This is a genomic window from Phyllobacterium sp. SB3 (assembly GCF_040009165.1).
Classification (GTDB): domain Bacteria; phylum Pseudomonadota; class Alphaproteobacteria; order Rhizobiales; family Rhizobiaceae; genus Phyllobacterium.
Map to the genome: position 1 here is coordinate 338,229 of NZ_JBDYKI010000004.1, position 19,035 is coordinate 357,263.

General features: G+C 53.1%; 18 protein-coding genes. 11 read left to right on the forward strand and 7 right to left on the reverse strand.

Annotated features, from left to right (window positions below):
- Window positions 1-52 precede the first annotated feature (52 nt).
- On the forward strand, window positions 53-574 hold the full coding sequence (locus ABKW30_RS17105) for a single-stranded DNA-binding protein (RefSeq protein WP_348600107.1): 522 nt from the start codon (window positions 53-55) through the stop codon (window positions 572-574).
- A 133-nt stretch (window positions 575-707) separates the two neighbouring features.
- On the opposite strand, the gene ABKW30_RS17110 is transcribed toward ABKW30_RS17105, so the two are convergent.
- On the reverse strand, window positions 708-1,325 hold the full coding sequence (locus ABKW30_RS17110; RefSeq protein WP_348600108.1) for a TetR/AcrR family transcriptional regulator: 618 nt from the start codon (window positions 1,323-1,325) through the stop codon (window positions 708-710).
- A 79-nt stretch (window positions 1,326-1,404) separates the two neighbouring features.
- On the opposite strand from ABKW30_RS17110, the gene ABKW30_RS17115 reads away from it, so the two are divergent.
- Together ABKW30_RS17115 and ABKW30_RS17120 are read left to right on the forward strand one after the other, a co-directional pair.
- Window positions 1,405-2,022, forward strand: a complete 618-nt coding sequence (locus ABKW30_RS17115) for an NAD(P)H-dependent oxidoreductase (protein WP_348600110.1) — start codon at window positions 1,405-1,407, stop codon at window positions 2,020-2,022.
- A gap of 108 nt (window positions 2,023-2,130) precedes the next feature.
- A complete protein-coding gene (locus ABKW30_RS17120) occupies window positions 2,131-3,426 on the forward strand; it encodes an NAD(P)/FAD-dependent oxidoreductase (protein ID WP_348600111.1) in 1,296 nt (431 codons plus the stop codon).
- On the opposite strand, the gene ABKW30_RS17125 is transcribed toward ABKW30_RS17120, so the two are convergent.
- Window positions 3,427-4,056, reverse strand: coding sequence for a MarC family protein (locus tag ABKW30_RS17125; protein ID WP_348600113.1), 630 nt, complete (start codon window positions 4,054-4,056; stop codon window positions 3,427-3,429).
- 252 nt (window positions 4,057-4,308) lie between these two features.
- On the opposite strand from ABKW30_RS17125, the gene gyrA reads away from it, so the two are divergent.
- Window positions 4,309-7,113: a DNA gyrase subunit A gene (gene gyrA / locus ABKW30_RS17130; protein WP_348600114.1), complete on the forward strand. Its 2,805-nt coding sequence runs from the start codon at window positions 4,309-4,311 to the stop codon at window positions 7,111-7,113.
- Between the two features lie 14 nt (window positions 7,114-7,127).
- On the opposite strand, the gene ABKW30_RS17135 is transcribed toward gyrA, so the two are convergent.
- Window positions 7,128-7,265 carry a hypothetical protein gene (locus ABKW30_RS17135; RefSeq protein WP_348600115.1) on the reverse strand — a complete coding sequence of 46 codons (138 nt, stop codon included), beginning with the start codon at window positions 7,263-7,265 and terminating at the stop codon, window positions 7,128-7,130.
- Window positions 7,266-7,451: 186 nt separating this feature from the next.
- Here ABKW30_RS17135 and coaD point away from each other — a divergent pair, with 186 nt between their 5' ends.
- The 5 genes from coaD to tgt are packed head-to-tail and all read left to right on the forward strand — an operon-like array spanning window position 7,452 to window position 11,299.
- Window positions 7,452-7,946 carry a pantetheine-phosphate adenylyltransferase gene (coaD, locus tag ABKW30_RS17140; RefSeq protein WP_348600116.1) on the forward strand — a complete coding sequence of 165 codons (495 nt, stop codon included), beginning with the start codon at window positions 7,452-7,454 and terminating at the stop codon, window positions 7,944-7,946.
- Between the two features lie 13 nt (window positions 7,947-7,959).
- Window positions 7,960-8,538 carry a peptidylprolyl isomerase gene (locus tag ABKW30_RS17145; RefSeq protein WP_348600118.1) on the forward strand — a complete coding sequence of 193 codons (579 nt, stop codon included), beginning with the start codon at window positions 7,960-7,962 and terminating at the stop codon, window positions 8,536-8,538.
- A gap of 24 nt (window positions 8,539-8,562) precedes the next feature.
- Window positions 8,563-9,072, forward strand: a complete 510-nt coding sequence (locus ABKW30_RS17150) for a peptidylprolyl isomerase (RefSeq protein WP_348600119.1) — start codon at window positions 8,563-8,565, stop codon at window positions 9,070-9,072.
- 17 nt (window positions 9,073-9,089) lie between these two features.
- Entirely contained in the window at window positions 9,090-10,169 is a 1,080-nt protein-coding gene (gene queA / locus ABKW30_RS17155) for a tRNA preQ1(34) S-adenosylmethionine ribosyltransferase-isomerase QueA (protein ID WP_348600120.1), read from the forward strand.
- Entirely contained in the window at window positions 10,166-11,299 is a 1,134-nt protein-coding gene (gene tgt / locus ABKW30_RS17160) for a tRNA guanosine(34) transglycosylase Tgt (RefSeq protein WP_348600121.1), read from the forward strand. Before queA ends, tgt begins: the two co-directional genes overlap by 4 nt.
- Before the next feature lie 5 nt (window positions 11,300-11,304).
- Here tgt and ABKW30_RS17165 read toward each other — a convergent pair whose 3' ends face one another.
- Window positions 11,305-11,868 carry a TetR/AcrR family transcriptional regulator gene (locus ABKW30_RS17165; protein WP_348600122.1) on the reverse strand — a complete coding sequence of 188 codons (564 nt, stop codon included), beginning with the start codon at window positions 11,866-11,868 and terminating at the stop codon, window positions 11,305-11,307.
- A 163-nt stretch (window positions 11,869-12,031) separates the two neighbouring features.
- Here ABKW30_RS17165 and ABKW30_RS17170 point away from each other — a divergent pair, with 163 nt between their 5' ends.
- Both ABKW30_RS17170 and ABKW30_RS17175 read left to right on the forward strand, forming a co-directional pair.
- Window positions 12,032-13,255 (forward strand): efflux RND transporter periplasmic adaptor subunit, encoded by a 1,224-nt coding sequence (locus ABKW30_RS17170; RefSeq protein ID WP_348600124.1) that lies wholly within the window; start codon window positions 12,032-12,034, stop codon window positions 13,253-13,255.
- Window positions 13,252-16,338 (forward strand): efflux RND transporter permease subunit, encoded by a 3,087-nt coding sequence (locus tag ABKW30_RS17175; protein ID WP_348600125.1) that lies wholly within the window; start codon window positions 13,252-13,254, stop codon window positions 16,336-16,338. Before ABKW30_RS17170 ends, ABKW30_RS17175 begins: the two co-directional genes overlap by 4 nt.
- Window positions 16,339-16,412: 74 nt before the next feature.
- On the opposite strand, the gene ABKW30_RS17180 is transcribed toward ABKW30_RS17175, so the two are convergent.
- The 3 genes from ABKW30_RS17180 to doeA form a co-directional block, all read right to left on the reverse strand.
- Window positions 16,413-16,667, reverse strand: coding sequence for a GlsB/YeaQ/YmgE family stress response membrane protein (locus tag ABKW30_RS17180; RefSeq protein WP_348600126.1), 255 nt, complete (start codon window positions 16,665-16,667; stop codon window positions 16,413-16,415).
- Between the two features lie 167 nt (window positions 16,668-16,834).
- The gene (doeB, locus tag ABKW30_RS17185) at window positions 16,835-17,839 is read right to left on the reverse strand and encodes a N(2)-acetyl-L-2,4-diaminobutanoate deacetylase DoeB (protein ID WP_348600127.1); all 1,005 of its coding nucleotides are present in this window, start codon (window positions 17,837-17,839) and stop codon (window positions 16,835-16,837) included.
- 8 nt (window positions 17,840-17,847) lie between these two features.
- Entirely contained in the window at window positions 17,848-19,029 is a 1,182-nt protein-coding gene (gene doeA, locus ABKW30_RS17190; RefSeq protein WP_348600128.1) for an ectoine hydrolase DoeA, read from the reverse strand.
- Window positions 19,030-19,035: the final 6 nt, after the last annotated feature.

Consider the following 19,035-nt stretch of genomic DNA (forward strand, 5'->3'; position numbering starts at 1 on the left):
GGCTTCTGTATGATAGCCAAAATTTAAAATTGGAATTTGTGGAGTTTTTAACATGGCAGGCAGTGTCAACAAGGTCATTTTGGTTGGAAATCTTGGCGCTGACCCGGAAGTCCGGCGGCTTGGTTCAGGCGATCCCGTTGTAAATCTGCGTATTGCGACCTCGGAAAGCTGGCGCGACAAGAATAGCGGAGAACGCAAGGAAAAGACCGAATGGCATCAGGTTGTCATCTTTAATGACAATCTTGCCAAAGTTGCCGAACAGTACCTGAAGAAGGGCATGAAGGTTTATCTGGAAGGTGCGCTTCAAACCCGTAAGTGGCAGGACCAGACTGGCAATGACCGCTATTCGACAGAAGTAGTATTGCAAAAATTCCGTGGTGAACTGCAAATGCTGGATTCGCGCGGTGAGGGTGCGGGAGCTGGCGGCGGACGTTCATTCGAGAGCAATTCCGGTCGCGGGCAAGTGGGTGATGATCGCGGCGGCTCCGATTTCGGCCGCTCCAATGCAGGTAGTTCTTCCAGCTCAAGCGGCGGGAACTTCTCGCGCGATCTCGACGACGAAATTCCGTTCTGATCTGCGCTGCTTGATTGCACCATAAACTGATTGAGCGTGCCGGGTGACTTTGTATAGTCATTCGGCACAAATCGCATTTAAGCCGAGCTTATTCCGACTAGTAACGGCTGGCCGGAGTGGCCCGTCAGTCGCTTTATGCGCTTCGTTGAACCATCGAAATGATTATCTCGTAAAGCTCGTTCTTAGCCTGTAACGGTGTGATATCGCCGCCCACTGCGGCATTCGACAAGCCTTCAGCGGCACCAAGCATTCCCCATAGTCCCGCTGATGAAACACCTTCTACGCCAGAAAAAGCATCCAGAAGGCCTCTGCATTTTTCTATGAAGATCGCTTCAAAATCGTGCTTTATTTTTTCAAGTTCCGGTGAACCTTTCAGCGCTGCAATGATACCAGGTATTTCACGTCCCTGTGTGAGAACACAATCGACATACGAAGAAGCGATCGTCTTGGCGACATCAATCAAACTGTGCGCTGCACGTTCAAGGGCGGCATCCATGATTGCAGTCTGACGGGCATCAAACTCCATAAAGAGAGCCGCGAGCAAACCGGGGCGCGTGCCGAAATGATCATAGACGACCGGTTTGGTGACGCCCGACTGCTCGGCGAGGCGCCCGAGCGTCAGGGCTTCTGTTCCTTCGTCCCGTATCAGCCGCCATGAGACATCCAGCAATTGACGATGCCGTGCCTGCCTTGAAAGTCGCTGACGTGGAGAGGATTGGGAAGGAAGGTTTGTAGATTCTGTGCTTGACATCGCTATATACCAAAAGTAACTTACTAAAAGTATATAGTATTGTACTGCTATCTGCAACCGCTCTTCAGGAGTTATCGACATGCATGCGCTTATTGTTATCTCGCACCCGGAACCAAACTCGCTGACCAGCAGCATTGCTGCCAGGATCGGAGAGGGCTTATTGCATTCCGGGACCGGTCATTCCTACGAACTGGCTGACCTTACCGCAGAAGGTTTTGATCCAAGATTTAGTGAAGGTGACATTGCGGCCCACCGAAAGAAAGCGCCTGCACCGTCCGATGTCGCAGATGAGCAGGCGCGGATAGACAAGTCCGATGCTTTGGTACTCGTCTTTCCAGTCTATTGGTGGTCTATGCCCGGCCTTCTAAAGGGATGGATTGATCGCGTGTTTTCAAATGGCTGGGCCTATGATGACGGGGATGGGAAATTGGAGAAAAAGCTCGGCCATCTTCCAATTCATCTTGTCGGGATTGGTGGGGCGGACGCCGGAACCTATGAGAAACATGGCTATGATGACGCCATGAAAACACAGATCGATCATGGGATATTCGACTATTGCGGCGCTCCCGTAGTGTCATCAACTCTGCTTCTGGAATCGGACTCGCAAGACCCCGCCAAGCATTTCGATACTGCGCATAATATTGGCACGTCTCTTTTCGAGACGCATATACAGCGTGAGCCGGCAACCGTGGCGTAAGCCCGCTATTGGCCCGATTGATAATGCATTGCTGACCGGACTTTAGTGCAATTGTCGCAAGCTGAGGGGTCTGTTAGACCTGTTGCGCAAGTGCATTGGAGCCCGGTTATGACACAAGTCGAAACACCAGCCGCACCCCGTCATCGTCTCGTTATCGTTGGCGCAGGCTTTGGCGGTCTGGTCACAGTTCAAAACCTTCGCAATGTCGATATCGACATAACATTGATCGATCAACGCAATCACCACCTGTTCCAGCCGTTGCTCTATCAAGTCGCAACCTCGACACTGGCAACGTCGGAGATCGCCTGGCCGATCCGGCACCTTTTGCGAAAATTCAAGAATGTGAAAACGCTGCTCGGCACGGTGCACAGTGTTGATACGACTGCAAAGACTGTTTCAACGCTCGATGGGGAAACCATTCCGTACGATACGCTTGTTCTGGCAACCGGCGCCCGGCACGCGTATTTCGGTCACGACGATTGGGAGCCCTTTGCGCCCGGGCTGAAAACCTTGGAAGATGCCACTATGATACGCCGGCGTATTCTGACCGCATTCGAAAAAGCCGAGCGCGAGCCAGATCCGGCAAAGCGTCAGGAACTGCTCACATTTGTCATTATTGGTGGCGGACCCACAGGCGTGGAAATTGCCGGAACATTGGCCGATCTGTCGCGCGATACACTAAAGGGCGATTTCCGTGTGATTGATCCAGCCACAGCACGGGTCGTGCTGATAGAGGGCGGTACTCGCGTGCTCGGGGCCTTCAACGAAGAGCTTTCTGCATACGCGCAACGCGCGCTCGAAAAGCTGGGCGTTACAGTACATGTCGGCAATCCTGTCACCGCGTGCCATGCCGATGGCGTCGAATTCGCAGGGCAATCACTGCAGGCTAAGACGATTATCTGGGCAGCTGGCGTGCAGGCATCTCCCGCTGCCAAATGGTTGAATGCTTCATCCGATCGGGCAGGGCGCCTTGCCGTCAATCCCGACCTGACAGCACCGGATCACCCCGAAATCTTCGTGATTGGTGATACAGCGACAGTTGCCAATGGCGATAAGGGCATGGTTCCGGGCATAGCTCCGGCCGCAAAGCAACAGGGCGCGCATGTGGCGAAAACAATCAAAGCCCGTCTCGCCGGGGACAATGGACCCAAGCCGTTTCGCTATCGACATGCTGGCGATTTGGCGACAATCGGCAAACGTGCCGCGGTAACAGATTTCGGGTTTATCAAGCTAAAAGGCTATCCAGCTTGGTGGCTGTGGGGACTGGCCCATATCTACTTCTTGATTGGCGTACGAAACCGGCTTGCGGTTGCATTAAGCTGGTTATGGATATCGGTAACAGGCGCACGTAGCGCCCGTTTGATCACCCAGCGGGAAGCTGCGGAGGAGGACAAGCCGATATAATCACGCTGTGATGAATGTTTTTATGCCGTCGGCAACGAATTGCACCGCCAACGCCGCGAGAATAACACCCAGCAGACGCGTGAGGATCGAACGTCCGGTTTCACCCAGAAAGCGATCGACGCGCTCGGCGACGAAAAACACGAGATAGGCTGATGCAATGCAGAGCAGGATCACACCAATCAGCGCGAGGCGCGAAGCGGGCGTTGACATTGTGCCAGCCAGAAGAATCGTTGCGGATATGGCACCGGGACCGGCGATGAGAGGGATCGCTAGCGGAAAAGCCGCTATATTGCGGATGTGATCCTTCGTGATCGCCACGGCGGCGCTCTTTTCCTTGCGATCCTGACGCTTCTCGAAAATCATCTCGAAGGCGATCCAGAACAAAAGCAGCCCGCCTGCAATGCGGAAGGCGCCAAGGGTTATGCCGAACAGCGCCAGTATCTGGGCACCTGCAATTGCGAAAACAGTCAAAACGATGAATGCGGTAAGGCTGGCGCGCAGGGCGACCTGACCGCGCTCCTTGCGATTCATGCCCTGAGTAAGGGCAAGGAAAAGCGGTGCCAGCCCCGGCGGATCAATCGTGACCATCAGGGTTACGAGCGCATTCAGAATTGAGTCATATAACGCCACGATTTTGCTTTTCTTTTCTGCTAAACACCATGCAAGCCCATGGCTGTCCCCGCCTTAACTTACCGGATTTGCTATCCAGCGTCGATAAAGATGAAATTCCTTATGCAAGTTTTTCACCGCATGAGAAACTCTATTTTATGTTCTTGATATTAAAGGGTTTTCATCTGTGTATTACCGGCGCGTTAATTGGCATTTGGTTTGGAAAGCCGCTATAAGATCAAAGATTGATTCTATTCGAAAGATGAGTGCCTCGTGTCTGATTTAACTCCACCTCCTGGCCCAGAAGACGACAAGACCGGACCCGGTTCCGGTATTGAAGCCATTTCCATCATCGAGGAGATGCAGCGTTCCTATCTCGATTATGCGATGAGCGTGATCGTCAGCCGTGCGTTGCCCGATGTGCGCGACGGTTTGAAGCCAGTCCACCGCCGTATTCTTCACGCCATGAATGAAATGGGTCTGTCGTGGAACAGATCATACCGTAAGTCGGCGGGTGTTGTCGGTGAAGTGATGGGTAAATACCATCCACACGGCGACGCTTCGATTTATGACGCGCTCGTCCGCATGGCGCAGGATTGGTCGCTTCGGGATCCGCTTGTTGACGGACAGGGAAACTTTGGTTCCATCGACGGCGATAGCCCGGCTGCGATGCGGTATACCGAATGCCGCCTCGAAAAAGTTACGGAGTCTTTGCTTTCCGATATCGACAAGGAAACTGTCGACTTTCAGGACAATTATGATGGCCGCGAGCAGGAACCAACTGTTCTGCCGGCGCGCTTTCCCAATCTGCTCGTCAATGGCTCCGGCGGTATTGCGGTCGGCATGGCGACAAATGTACCGCCGCACAATCTGGCCGAAGTTATCAATGGTTGCGTTGCACTGATCGATAATCCGGCCATTGAACTTCACGAAATAATGGAATTTATTCCAGGTCCGGATTTTCCGACCGGTGGTCTGATCCTTGGACGCTCGGGTATACTCTCAGCCTACAGCACCGGGCGCGGTTCCATTTTGATGCGCGGCAAGGTTGCCATTGAAAGCATGCGCGGTGATCGCGAAGCTATCATCATTACGGAAGTGCCTTATCAGGTAAACAAGGCAACGATGATCGAGAAGATGGCCGATCTCGTCCGCGAAAAGCGGATTGAGGGCATCTCCGACATCCGCGATGAATCCGATCGCGACGGCTATCGCGTTGTTGTTGAGTTGAAGCGTGACGCTGTTGCCGATGTTATCGTCAATCAGCTTTACCGCTTTACCCCGCTGCAGTCATCATTTGGCGCCAATATGGTGGCATTGAATGGCGGCAAGCCGGGTCTGTTGAACCTGCTCGATATTCTGCGGGCTTTTGTCAGTTTCCGCGAGGAAGTTGTCAGCCGCCGCACGAAGTTCCTGCTGCGCAAAGCTCGGGATCGCGCGCACGTCTTGGTTGGTCTTGCCATTGCTGTGGCAAATATCGACGAAATTATCGCGCTGATCCGCCAGGCGCCTGATCCCGCGACTGCCCGCGACCAATTGATGGAGCGTCGTTGGCCAGCCAATGATGTTGCACCTCTGATTACGCTGATTGCCGACCCTCGTCACAAGTTGAACGATGACAGCACATATAATCTGTCGGAAGAGCAGGCTCGCGCCATCCTCGATTTGCGTTTGCAGCGTTTGACGGCCCTCGGCCGTGATGAAATTGCGGATGAATTGAACAAGATCGGCGTTGAGATTGCCGACTATCTTGAAATTCTTGCTTCCCGCACCCGCATCATGGGCATCGTCAAGGATGAACTGATTGCTATTCGCGATGAGTTTGGCACGCCACGCCGCTCTGTCCTGACTGAAGGCGGCGCGGATATGGACGATGAGGACCTCATCGCTCGTGAAGACATGGTCGTCACTGTCAGCCATGCCGGCTATATCAAGCGTGTGCCGCTCGCGACCTATCGTGCGCAGCGCCGTGGCGGCAAGGGCCGTTCTGGTGTGTCGATGAAAGACGAGGATTTCGTCACACGGCTGTTCGTTGCCAATACGCATACGCCGATGCTGTTCTTCTCGTCGCGCGGTATTGTTTACAAGGAAAAGGTCTGGCGCTTGCCGATTGGTACGCCGCAGTCGCGCGGCAAGGCACTCATCAACATGCTGCCGCTTGAACAGGGTGAACGTATCACCACGATCATGCCGCTTCCTGAAGATGAGGCGAGCTGGGCAAACCTCGATGTGATGTTTGCGACGACGCGCGGAACTGTTCGCCGCAACAAGTTGTCGGACTTCGTTCAGGTCAATCGCAATGGCAAAATTGCGATGAAGTTGGAAGACGAGGGTGATGAAATCCTCAGCGTCGATACCTGTGACGAATTTGACGACGTATTGCTGACGGCAGCAGGCGGCCAGTGCATACGCTTCCCGGTAACGGATGTTCGCGTTTTCGTCGGTCGTAATTCGATTGGGGTTCGTGGCATTAGCCTCGCACCGGGTGACAAGATCATTTCGATGGCGATCCTCGGCCATGTTGAAGCAAGTCCAGCCGAACGCTCTACCTATCTGAAGCAGGCTGCGGCTGAGCGCCGGGCACAGGGTGCTGACGATGTTGAAGAAATCGCATTGGTCGGAGAGGAGGCTACCGAGTTGACCAGCCTTTCACCGGAGCGATATGCAGAACTTCGCGATCGTGAGCAAACGGTACTTACTGTCAGCGAATTTGGCTACGGCAAACGCTCATCATCTTATGAATTCCGCGTTTCCGGCCGTGGCGGAAAGGGTATTCGCGCTACGGATACGTCCAAGACTGATGAGATTGGCAAGCTTGTGGCGCTGTTCCCAATTGCGGCAGCAGATCAGATATTGCTGGTTTCTGATCGCGGCCAGCTTATCCGCGTTCCTGTCAATGGCATTCGCGTTGCAGGGCGCTCTACAAAGGGCGTCACCATCTTCAATACTGCCGATGGCGAGAAGGTCGTTTCGGTAGAACGTATCTCCGAGACAGAGTCCGAGGATATTGAGGAAGGCGCAGGCGACGAGGAAGAAGTAACAGCGCCAGATACGACAGCTAGTACCAGCGAAGAGTAATTTCGCAGATACGCTTAGTTATCGCTGGGTTGATAAACACCGAAGCGGGAAGTTCTTACGGGAGCTTCCCGCTTTTTATTTTCTTCAACAATCATGATGATCGCGGAGACCATCATCGCGACCATCATGGCAATACTCAGAAGAATAAACATCAATCAGTCCCTTCGGTGTCATTGCATTTCATAGTTAACAACGTAGTAAGCATGAAATGGTTTCATCAGTGCAGTTCACGCATAGGTGAAAACTTCTGAATGCTTGCTGACGAACTTGTTCATTCAGCGTTCATCCGGAACGGTTCAGCCATTGAATCCGGCCGGTAAACCCGCTAGTAAGCGCTCATGACGACAGCAATCTATGCCGGATCATTCGATCCGATCACCAATGGCCATATGGATGTGTTGCAAGGATCGCTGAGACTTGCAGATGAAGTATTCGTTGCCATAGGTATTCATCCCGGCAAAGCGCCTTTGTTCACTTTCGAAGAACGCGTGGATCTTATCAAACGCGTTTCTTTGGATGTATTCGGTAAGGATGGTGCGAGAATCAAGGTTATCGCATTTGACGGATTGCTCATCGATGCCGCACATAAACACAAGGCTTCGCTCATGGTGCGCGGTTTGCGTGACGGAACGGATCTTGACTATGAAATGCAGATGGCTGGCATGAACGGCAAGATGGCACCGGAGTTGCAAACCGTGTTTCTGCCCGCCGATCCATCGGTTCGCACAATTACTGCCACATTGGTTCGTCAGATTGCAGCCATGGGCGGCGACGTCCGGCACTTTGTTCCCGCGCTTGTCGCTGATGCGCTCAAGACTAAATTCAAATCCTGATCTGGAGACTTTCATGTCCGTATTCCGCACAGCATTGCTTGTTGCTGCCGTTTCGTCTCTGTCTTTCGCCACCCTGAGCCCAAGTTGGGCTGATGATGCCAACACCCTGACGATCAAACTCAAGGATGGTGACGTCAAAGTAGAATTGCTTCCAGACCTTGCACCAAAGCATGTTGAACAGATCAAGGCGCTCGCGAAAGAGGGCGCATATAATAATGTTGTGTTCCACCGCGTTATTCCAGGCTTCATGGCTCAGACTGGCGATGTCCAATATGGCAATACGGAAAAGGGCTACAACCAGGCAGCAGCCGGTACAGGCGGCTCGACCCGCCCGGATATCCCTGCAGAGTTTTCCAAGGAGCCATTCGTGCGCGGTGTCGTCGGCATGGCCCGTTCGCAGAACCCAAACTCGGCAAATTCACAGTTCTTCATCATGTTCACCGAGTATCCTTCGCTTAATGGCCAGTACACGGTTGTCGGGAAGGTTACGAGCGGCATGGAAGCCGTCGACAAGATCAAGAAGGGTTCAGAGGCAGACAATGGTGCTGTCGACAGCCCGGACAAGATGCTCAAGGTCACAGTTGGCCAATAATTACTAACAAGGAGATTGCCTGATATGGCTTACAAAGACCCAGAAAACACAATCCTGCTCGAAACAACCAAGGGCAATGTTGTTATCGAACTTTATCCTGATCTTGCTCCCGGTCACGTCGAGCGTATCAAGGAATTGGCACGCGAAGGCGCATATGACGGTGTTGTATTTCACCGCGTGATTGATGGCTTCATGGCGCAGACCGGCGACGTAAAGTTCGGTAAGCAGGGCGGCAGCTCGTTCAATCCTTCGCGCGCTGGCATGGGCGGTTCCGACAAGCCTGATTTGAAGGCTGAATTCTCCAACGCCAATCATGGTCGCGGCGCTTGTTCAATGGCCCGTTCGCAGAGCCCTAACTCTGCCAATTCCCAGTTCTTCATCTGCTTCGACGATGCAGGCTTCCTTAATCGCCAGTACACGGTTTGGGGGCAGGTCATCGAAGGCATGGATAATGTCGACAAGATCAAGCGCGGCGAACCAGTGCAGGATCCAGATTCCATCGTTTCCATGCGCGTTGCAGCAGACGCTGAATAAGGCATTGTTTATCCATTATGCGTGTTGATCTTTTCGATTTCGACTTGCCGGAAGACAACATTGCATTGAGACCGGCAGAGCCGCGCGATTCAGCGCGGCTTTTGCTTGTAAGGAATGATGGCTCCGATTTTCAGGGCAGTACGGTACGTAATCTTGGAGATTATCTTCAGGAAGGTGATGCGTTGGTATTCAATGATACCAAAGTGATACCGGCGCAACTTGAAGGTTTTCGTGAGCGGGAAGGTGTGAAGGCGCAGATCAGCGCAACTCTCCATATGCGTACAGGGCCTGATCGCTGGAAAGCTTTCCTTCGGCCTGCCAAGAGGATCAAAGAAGGCGAGCGCATCGATTTCGGTCACGGCAATAATGCTTGCTTGCTGGGCTCGCTGCAGGCAACTGTCGCCGAAAAGGGTGACGCGGGCGAAGCACTATTGGTATTCGACTTTAGCGGTCCCGATCTTGATCAGGCTATCGCAGCAGTTGGCCACATACCTTTGCCGCCTTATATAGCTTCCAAACGTGCCGAAGACGAGCGCGATCAGGCAGACTATCAAACCGTTTATGCGCGCGAAGAAGGCGCTGTTGCAGCGCCGACCGCTGGATTGCACTTTACGCCGGAATTGCTGTCCGATCTGAAAAAGCGCGGTATTGAAGAACATTTCGTTACATTGCATGTGGGCGCCGGAACGTTTTTGCCGGTAAAGGCCGATGACACCGCTGATCATAAGATGCATGCTGAGATCGGTACTGTTGATGAAAAAACTGCCGATGCCTTGAATGCCGTGAAGGCGCGGGGCGGACGCATTATTTCGGTTGGTACAACATCTCTGCGTCTGCTGGAAAGTGCCACCGGCACGGATGGCGTCATAAAGCCATGGTCAGGACCAACAGACATATTCATTACACCCGGCTATCAGTTTCGCGCCGTTGACATGCTGATGACCAATTTCCATCTGCCACGCTCCACGCTGTTCATGCTTGTTTCCGCATTCAGCGGGTTTGAGCGCATGCACGCGGCTTACGACTATGCGATCAAAAACCGCTATCGCTTCTATTCCTATGGCGACTCAAGCCTGTTATGGCGAACAACATCATGACAAGCGAAAACTTTGAATTCAAATTGATAGCCGAGGACGGCAAGGCGCGACGCGGTGAAATCACCATGCCGCGCGGAACTGTGCGTACACCAGCCTTCATGCCGGTCGGCACGGCCGGTACGGTCAAGGCCATGTATATGGATCAGGTGCGGGATCTGGGTGCGGATATCATTCTTGGCAATACCTATCATCTGATGTTGCGTCCGGGAGCCGAACGCGTTGCCAAACTTGGCGGCTTGCATGACTTTGCACGTTGGCCGGGGCCAATTTTGACCGATTCGGGCGGTTTTCAGGTGATGTCGCTCGCGCAATTGCGCAAGCTCGATGAAAAGGGAGTGACGTTTCGCTCACATATCGACGGTCGCGCTTATGAAATGACACCGGAGCGTTCCATCGAAATTCAGGGCTTACTGGATTCAGATATCCAAATGCAGCTCGACGAGTGCGTTGCACTTCCTTCAACGGCTAAAGATATCCAGCGCGCCATGGAGCTTTCGTTACGTTGGGCGGAGCGTTGCAAGATTGCATTCGGCACGCAAGCTGGCAAAGCCATGTTTGGAATTGTGCAGGGCGGTGACATTCCGGACTTGCGCATCCGCTCGGCGCAGGCACTCAAATCCATGGACTTGAAGGGCTATGCAGTGGGCGGACTGGCAGTCGGTGAACCGCAGGAAGTCATGCTTGATATGCTGGATGTGACTTGTCCGGAACTTCCATCTGAAAAGCCACGCTATCTGATGGGTGTCGGTACGCCTGATGACATTTTGAAGTCAGTTGCACGTGGTATCGATATGTTCGATTGCGTTATGCCGACCCGGGCAGGGCGGCACGGTCTGGCTTTCACTCGCCGGGGTAAAGTCAATCTTCGTAATGCCCGGCATGCAGACGATCCGAGACCACTTGATGAAGAGTCGACTTGCCCTGCTGCGCGGGACTATAGCCGTGCCTATCTCCACCATCTGGTTAAATCGGGTGAGGCGCTCGGCGGCATGTTGCTGACATGGAACAATCTTGCCTATTACCAGCAACTCATGCAGGGCGTGCGAAGTGCAATTGAAGCCACACGTTTCAATGATTTTGTCAGCGAAACGCAGGCAGCATGGGCAACGGGCGACATTCCTGTCGTTTAATCGCCTTACTGGACCTCGGATACGTTGGTGGATTTGAATAGCACTTTGAGGCGGTCGATCGTTGCGATCTGCTCGTCGCGGCTCAAGCCTTCCATCTCAAAGAGTTTCAGGCTGCGCATGCCCTCAATGGTTAGAAATGCCATCAAGGCGAGAGTAGGATCTTCGGAGTTTTCCCGGATGCGCTGCAATAGCTGTTTATTATAACGCCGTATCGGATCGAGAAATGTCGGATCATTGGCAATGGCGGCAAGTATTCCGGACGGCTCTTTCTCGTTACACAGAAATTCCGCCCGGAAGACCGCAATGCAGGCCAGAATGACGCTGTTCCTGCCATGATTTCTGGCGGCCTCTTCCGCCTTTAGTGATTCGTCGAACTCAGCCATGTGGTTTTCAACGAGTGCTTCCAGCAATTTTGCTTTGGTCGGAAAACTATAAAGAAGTCCACCTTTTGAAAGGCCGGCTCTACGCGCAACTGCATCAAGTGACAGGTTAACCGGCCCGACTTCCATGGCAATTTCGGCAGCCGCCTGCAGGATTTTATCTTTGGTGGAGAGCGTGTCCGCCTTCATTCTAAAACTTTCGGTGTAAGAGACTTGCCAACTGATATTGACAATACCGTCCAGACGGTACAGTACATTGCATGTGGCAATCAAGTCCACACTACGTTAATCTCATATGAAAGGCTGGCAGATATTTTGCTGGCCATTGTTTTGTTCCGGAGCGGTATCCCCCATGATTAAGCGCTACATTGTCCCCGTGATCGTTCTGATCCTGGTCGTATTGCTCGGTGTTGGATTGGTTGGATTCAACCTGTTCCGGGATAAGGCTATTAAAGACTTCTTTGCTACTATGCAGCAACCGGCAGCTCCTGTCTCAACCTACACGGTTGAGCCTGGCATATGGACACCGAATATTGAAGCAATCGGTACTGTGAGTGCCATTCAGGGTGTCGAACTTGCGGTCGAAGTGGCAGGCATCGTCAAGGATATTCCTTTCGAGGCAAACCAGATTGTTGAGAAGGGCGCTGCCCTGCTTCAGCTTGATGATGCCATTGAAAAGGCAGATATCGTCGCCGCAAAAGCACAGGATGTTCTGGCTGACCAGACACTGGAACGCGCCCGTACGCTGAATACCCGTGGTGTTGGCGCCGTTTCCAATGTGGATGAAGCACAGTCCGCCTCTCTGGCTAAGAAGGCCGAGATCGCAAAGCTGCAGGCTGTTCTCGACCAAAAACTTATCAAGGCTCCATTCGAGGGCACAGTAGGTATTCCGCGTATCGAACTTGGCCAGTATCTCTCGCCGGGCACGGTCGTTGTTTCGCTGCAGGACCTCAATACGATGCGTGTTGATTTCACCGTTCCAGAGCAGGTGCTCGCTTCGATCAACATCAAACAGCCGATCAAGCTTAACCTGACGGACAATGATGAGAGCTTCGATGGCGAGATTACAGCTATCGAACCACGCATTGATCCATCGACACGATTGGTAACTGTTCGCGCCAAAGTTGAAAACTCATCGGGCAAGCTCCGTCCCGGTCAATTTGCTCAGGTTCGTGTCACACTTCCCAAAGAGGAGAATGTCGTGACCCTGCCTCAGACTGCGCTCGTTTCCAGCCTGTATGGCGACTATGTATTCGTCGTTCGTCCAGCGCCTGAAGAAAATAAGCCAGCCGACGGTGCCGCTCCTGCCGATGCTGCCAAGCCCGAGGAGGCCAAGCCCGCTGACACAGCCAAGCCAGCCGAAGGCGAGAAGAAAGAAGAGAAGCTCGTCGTGGCACAGGTATTCGTTACGCCCGGTCGCCGCTCCGGACTGGTGGTCGAAATCACCAAAGGTCTGAAGAAGGGCGATATCATTGTTACTGCAGGTCAAAATCGTCTGAGCCCTGGCGCAGCGGTCAAGATCGACAATACCGTTAACCCCGCAAATACAACCGACGCAGGACTGCCAAAGAAATGAATTTTTCCGAGATATTCATTCGCCGTCCAGTTCTCTCGACGGTTGTAGCATTGATGATCATTCTGCTTGGCGCGCAGGGTCTTGTGAACTTGTCTGTTCGTGAGTACCCGAAGGTCGAGGAAACGGTCATCACCATTTCAACAGCTTATCCGGGTGCCAGCGCGGATCTGATGCAGGGCTTCATTTCGTCGCCTATCGCCAAAGCGGTGACGACGACTGAAAACATCGATTACGTTACATCTTCCTCGTCTCCATCGTCGAGTAAGGTTACCGTACAGATGAAGCTCGGCGCTGATCCGGATGCGGCGTTGACCGAAGTTATTTCCAAGGTCAACCAGGTTCGCGGTGATCTGCCGGAGGAATCCGACGATCCCATCATTACCAAGGGAACTGGTCAGGACTTCGCGACGATGTACCTCGCGGTGCAGAACCCGAACATGACCAGCGAGCAGATCACCGAATATCTCGAGCGCGTTATTCAACCGCGTATGTCGACGATTCAGGGTGTTGCCGATGCCCAGATTCTGGGTGGTCAGGTATTCTCGATGCGTGTCTGGATTGACCCGATCAAGCTGGCTGCTCGTGGTACTACGGCTACCGAAGTGCTGACTGCGATCAATCAGTCCAACTTCCTGTCGGCTCCCGGTAAGGTGAAGAATCTTTATGTTGCTTCGCCAATTACTCTGAAGACGACATTGCAAACCCCCGAAGCATTCGGGGCTATGCCAATCAAATCCGATGGGGATAATATCGTGCGTCTGCGCGACGTTGCCCGTGTTGAGCTTGGCGCTGTAAGCAAAGATACGGTTGTGACGTTCAATGGTTCCAGCGGTACATTCCTTGGTGTCTTTCCGACACCAGCCGCTAACCCGATCGACATGACTGCGGCTGTTCGTAAGGAGTTGCCATCCATTCAGGCAACTCTTCCCGAAGGCATGACAATCACCATGTTGTACGATGCCACGGAGCAAATCAGCTCCTCGATTGAGGAAGTTTTGAAGACTGTTGTCGAAGCGGTATTGATCGTTGTAGCGGTTATTCTTCTATTCCTCGGTTCGTTCCGCTCAGTTATTATCCCGGTTGTAACAATCCCGATTTCGCTCGTCGGCGTGTGCTTCTTCCTGTTCCTGCTCGGCTATTCGATCAATTTGCTATCGCTTCTTGCGATGGTTCTTGCCATCGGCCTTGTGGTGGACGACGCTATTGTGGTGTTGGAGAATATCCATCGCCACATTGAAGAAGGATTGAAGCCGATTGATGCCGCGTTACGCGGTATGAAGGAAATCACAGGTCCTATCATCGCCATGACTGTGACGCTCGCTGCGGTGTTCGCGCCGCTGGGCTTCACAGGCGGCCTGACCGGTTCGCTGTTCCGCGAATTCGCCTTCACACTCGCAGGCTCGGTTATCATCTCTGGCGTTGCAGCTTTGACTGTATCGCCAATGATGTGCGCCTTGCTGCTTCGTGGCGGCAATCATAGCCGGTTCCAGCGTATCGTAGATGGTGCTTTCGGCTGGCTCGAAGGTGCCTATGAGCGGCGTGTTGCCGGGTCACTGGGCTTCCGCCCTGTAACATTGTTCATCGTTATCGCGCTTGTTGCTTTGACCGGCTTCCTGTTCACGAAGACTTCTTCTGAATTGGCTCCGGAAGAAGATTCCGGCGCGCTGTTCTCTCTGGTGAATGCTCCTCAATACGCAACATCGGATTACACCAAGCTTTATGCCGATCAGATCGACAATCTGACCAAGGATTTACCCGAGCTGAAAGCCCGCTTTAACATTCTTGGGCTTGGCACGACAAATTCCGCATTTGCGATCTGGGTGTTCAAGGACTGGTCAGAGCGTGACAAATCGCAGAAGCAGTTGCAGGAAGAATTGCAGGGTCGTATTGCGCCAGTAGCTGGTGCCGAAGCTTTCATATTCTCACCTCCGACACTGCCTGGTACGGGTGGCGGCCTGCCTATCTCGGTTATCATCCAGTCGACCGGCCCCGCTGACAAGGTGTTTGAGGTTGCCGAGGATATCAAGAACAAGGCTCAAGCTTCGGGTCAGTTTATCATCGTGCAAAACTCACTGTCGTTCAACGCGCCTCAAGTCACGATTACCATTGACCGTGACCGGGCATCGGCGTTGGGTGTACCTGTCAGCGAAATCGGCCAGACGCTTGGACTGCTTGTCGGTGAGCCGAAAGTGTCGAAGTTCGATCGCGACTCCAACAGCTATGATATCTATCCGCAGGTTCCGCAGGATTTCCGATCCAATCCGGACAAGCTCGGACAGTATTTTGTGAAGAGCGCGTCGGGTTCGATGGTTCCTCTGTCGGCGGTTGTGAAAATCAGCGAAAACGCGTCACCTGCGGCTATCGAGCAGTTCAATCAGCTTAACTCCGCGACAATCTCGGCTCTTCCGTTGCCGGGTGTGACAACGGGTCAAGGCCTGCAAACAGTTATCGATACTGCACGGCCGTTGATGCCGGATGGGTTCTTCCTCGATTACTCGGGGCAGTCCCGTCTTGAAATCGAGCAGGGAAGTACAATTCTGATCGCATTTGCTCTGGCCGTGGTCGTCATCTATCTGGTGCTTGCAGCGCAGTTTGAAAGCTTCCGTGATCCGTTCATCATCATGATGTCGGTTCCGCTGTCGATCTTCGGGGCGATTGTGCCGCTGAATCTCGGCTTGGGGACTTTGAACATCTATACTCAGGTTGGGCTGATCACCCTTGTCGGGCTGATTACCAAGCATGGTATTCTGATGGTGGAGTTTGCCAATCAGCAGCGCGAGCTTCATGGCATTTCACGGCATGACGCGATCATTCTGGCGGCCAAGACACGTCTTCGCCCGATCCTGATGACCACTGCTGCCATGGCTCTCGGTGTTATTCCGCTGATCACGGCAACAGGCGCGGGTGCCGCAGCGCGTTACTCAATCGGTCTGGTGATCTTCTCCGGTATTCTGGTTGGAACGATCTTCACCCTGTTCGTGGTCCCGATGTTCTACACTTTCATCTCCAGAAAAGATGTGAAGTCCGAGAGTGCTGAGGCAGAACCTGGCGGAAATGCCGTACCTCATCCTAGCCATAGCTAGATAGAGGTCATAGAAACGAAAAACCTCCGAACCAAACTGGTTCGGAGGTTTTTTATTATCCGATTTTAGAGCAATCAGGCGCGTTTAACAGCACGGATGATTACAAGTAGAATAATTGCGCCAATTGCTGCAGCGATAATCTGCCCGATCAGCCCTGCACCCAATGAGATGCCAAGGCGTGGAAACAGGAAGCCTGCAATAAAAGCGCCGATCACGCCGACGACAAGATCGCCGACGAGGCCGAAGCCACCGCCGCGGACCAGCATGCTGGCAAGCCAGCCAGCAATCAGTCCAACCAGTAGAAATACGAGAAGACCTTCTCCACCCATATCAAGTTCTCCATAAACCGGTTTCACCACGATGGTTCGCAGGCCTGGATTCCTCAATCCATAATCGGCAAGAGAATCATCTAGGAGAGTTTACGCCGAGGCATCGCTTTTGGATAACAAAACTTGTTTCGGCTAATATCTGGCCTTGGCGCTTGATACATTACAGCTCAGTCAACAGTGCCTATGACTGCTACGCAATCGCCCGGCTTGACCAAACCGGGAAAATGCCTCGCGGCGAGAATACCAGTAAGCTTGGCCCGAATTTCCGCAGGCGCGGCTCCAGTCCGGCCAATAGGAAAGATACGCGCAATGAGTTGCCCTTCTTGTACGGGCTCACCCAGATCAATCATGGTTTCGATCAGTCCGGCATCTTCGGCAAAAGAGAAACAATCCCCGGAAGGCATATCGAGCCAACGGGTATCCCTGTGTTCAATCGCGCTATCAAGAATGCCGGCATGACGAAGAATATTTGCTGCACCGCGCTTTGCTATGGCGACTGTTTCAGCCCGTGCCGTGCCACCGCCGCCGAGTTCCGTGGTAACAAATATCTTGCCCATCTCTTCGACAGTGGTGTCGTACATTCCAACAGCGTCGATCTCAAGCATACGCATAGACCAAGGGGCAGAGAACGCTTTGACGGCTTCAAAGCCTTTAGCCTCTTGATTTTTGTCGGGCAGGATATGAGCGGCGGCAAAAGGCACAAAGTCGAGTGTTTTGCCCCCGGAATGGAAGTCGAGCACGACATCGGCACGCGGTAGCAGTTCCCGAGTGAAATAATCGGCGATCTTTTGAGTGACTGTTCCATCGGGCTTGCCAGGGTAACTGCGGTTCATATTGCCTTTGTCGATAGGCGACGTCCGGGTACCTGCCTGAAAAGCCGGATAGTTCATTGCAGGAACAATAATCACAGTGCCACTGATGGCATTGATGTCGAGCGTGCGGGCGAGGTCGTATAAAGCGATTGGGCCTTCATATTCATCGCCATGGTTGCCGCCGGTCAGAAGCGCTGTCGGCCCTTTGCCGTTACGCAGAACCGCGATGGGAATCATTACTGATCCCCATGCAGAGTCATCACGGCTATATGGTAATCTCAGGAAACCATGCTGCACGCCTTGCTTATCAAGATCGATAGTCGGCGTAACGGGCGAAGGCCGGAGTGTTTCTGACTGCATCGCCCGCCTCAGTTCTTCACAATCAGCTTGCGCGGGAAGTTGGCAAGGCACTCAACGCCACTATCTGTGATCAGAATGCTTTCGGTAATTTCGAGACCCATGGTTTCAAGCCAAAGACCGGTCATGAAATGGAATGTCATACCGGGTTCAAGCACGGTCTTGTCACCGGGACGAAGGCTCATCGTGCGTTCGCCCCAATCCGGCGGATAGGAAATCCCGATTGGATAGCCGGTACGATTGTCTTTGACGATGCCGTATTTCTTCAGGACACCAAAAAAGCCATTGGCTATATCTTCGCAGGTATTGCCGGGCTTTGCCGCAGCAAGACCTGCCTCCATACCCTCCAGCGTGGCTTTCTCAGCATCGAGAAACTCCTGCGTGGGTTTGCCGAGAAATACGGTGCGTGAAAGTGGGACGTGATAGCGATTGTAACAACCCGCAATCTCGAAGAATGTCCCTTCGCCCAGCTTCATGGGTTTATCATCCCATGTGAGATGGGGAGCGGACGCATCGGCCCCTGATGGAAGCAGAGGCACGATGGCGGGATAGTCGCCGCCAAACTCAGGCGTACCACGAATCCCCGCATCATAAATCTCTGCAACGAGATCGGATTTGCGCATGCCGGGCTCAATCTTGTCGACAATACGTTGATGCATAAGCTCGACAATGCGCCCCGCCTTGCGCATGTAGTCAATTTCGGTTGGGCTTTTGACAGCGCGCTGCCAGTTGACCAATGCGGTAGCATCGACAAAGCGAGCGTTCGGCAGGTGTTTTTGCAACGAGCCATAGGCTGCAGCGGAGAACCAGTAATTATCCATCTCGACGCCGATTGTAAGCTTGCCCCAACCGCGCTCCGCGATGACTTGCGAAAGGAAGTCCATCGGATGGCGTTCCGTCGACTGAACATAATTATCGGCGTAGCCCACTATGTTGTCATGGTGCAGATAGGCAGTACGTTTTGCGCCATTGGCATCCTGCCCACGGCCATACCAGACCGGCTCGCCTTCCGGCGGCACAAGCACAGCCTGATGAACGTAGAACGACCAGCCATCATATCCGGTAAGCCACGCCATATTGGAAGGATCGCTGCAGATCAAAAGATCGATTCCGCGCTTCTGCATTGCCGCGCGGGTTTTCTTCAATCGTTCGGCAAACTCCTGCCTTGTGAACTTCAGGTTGGGTTCGGTCATTTCTGT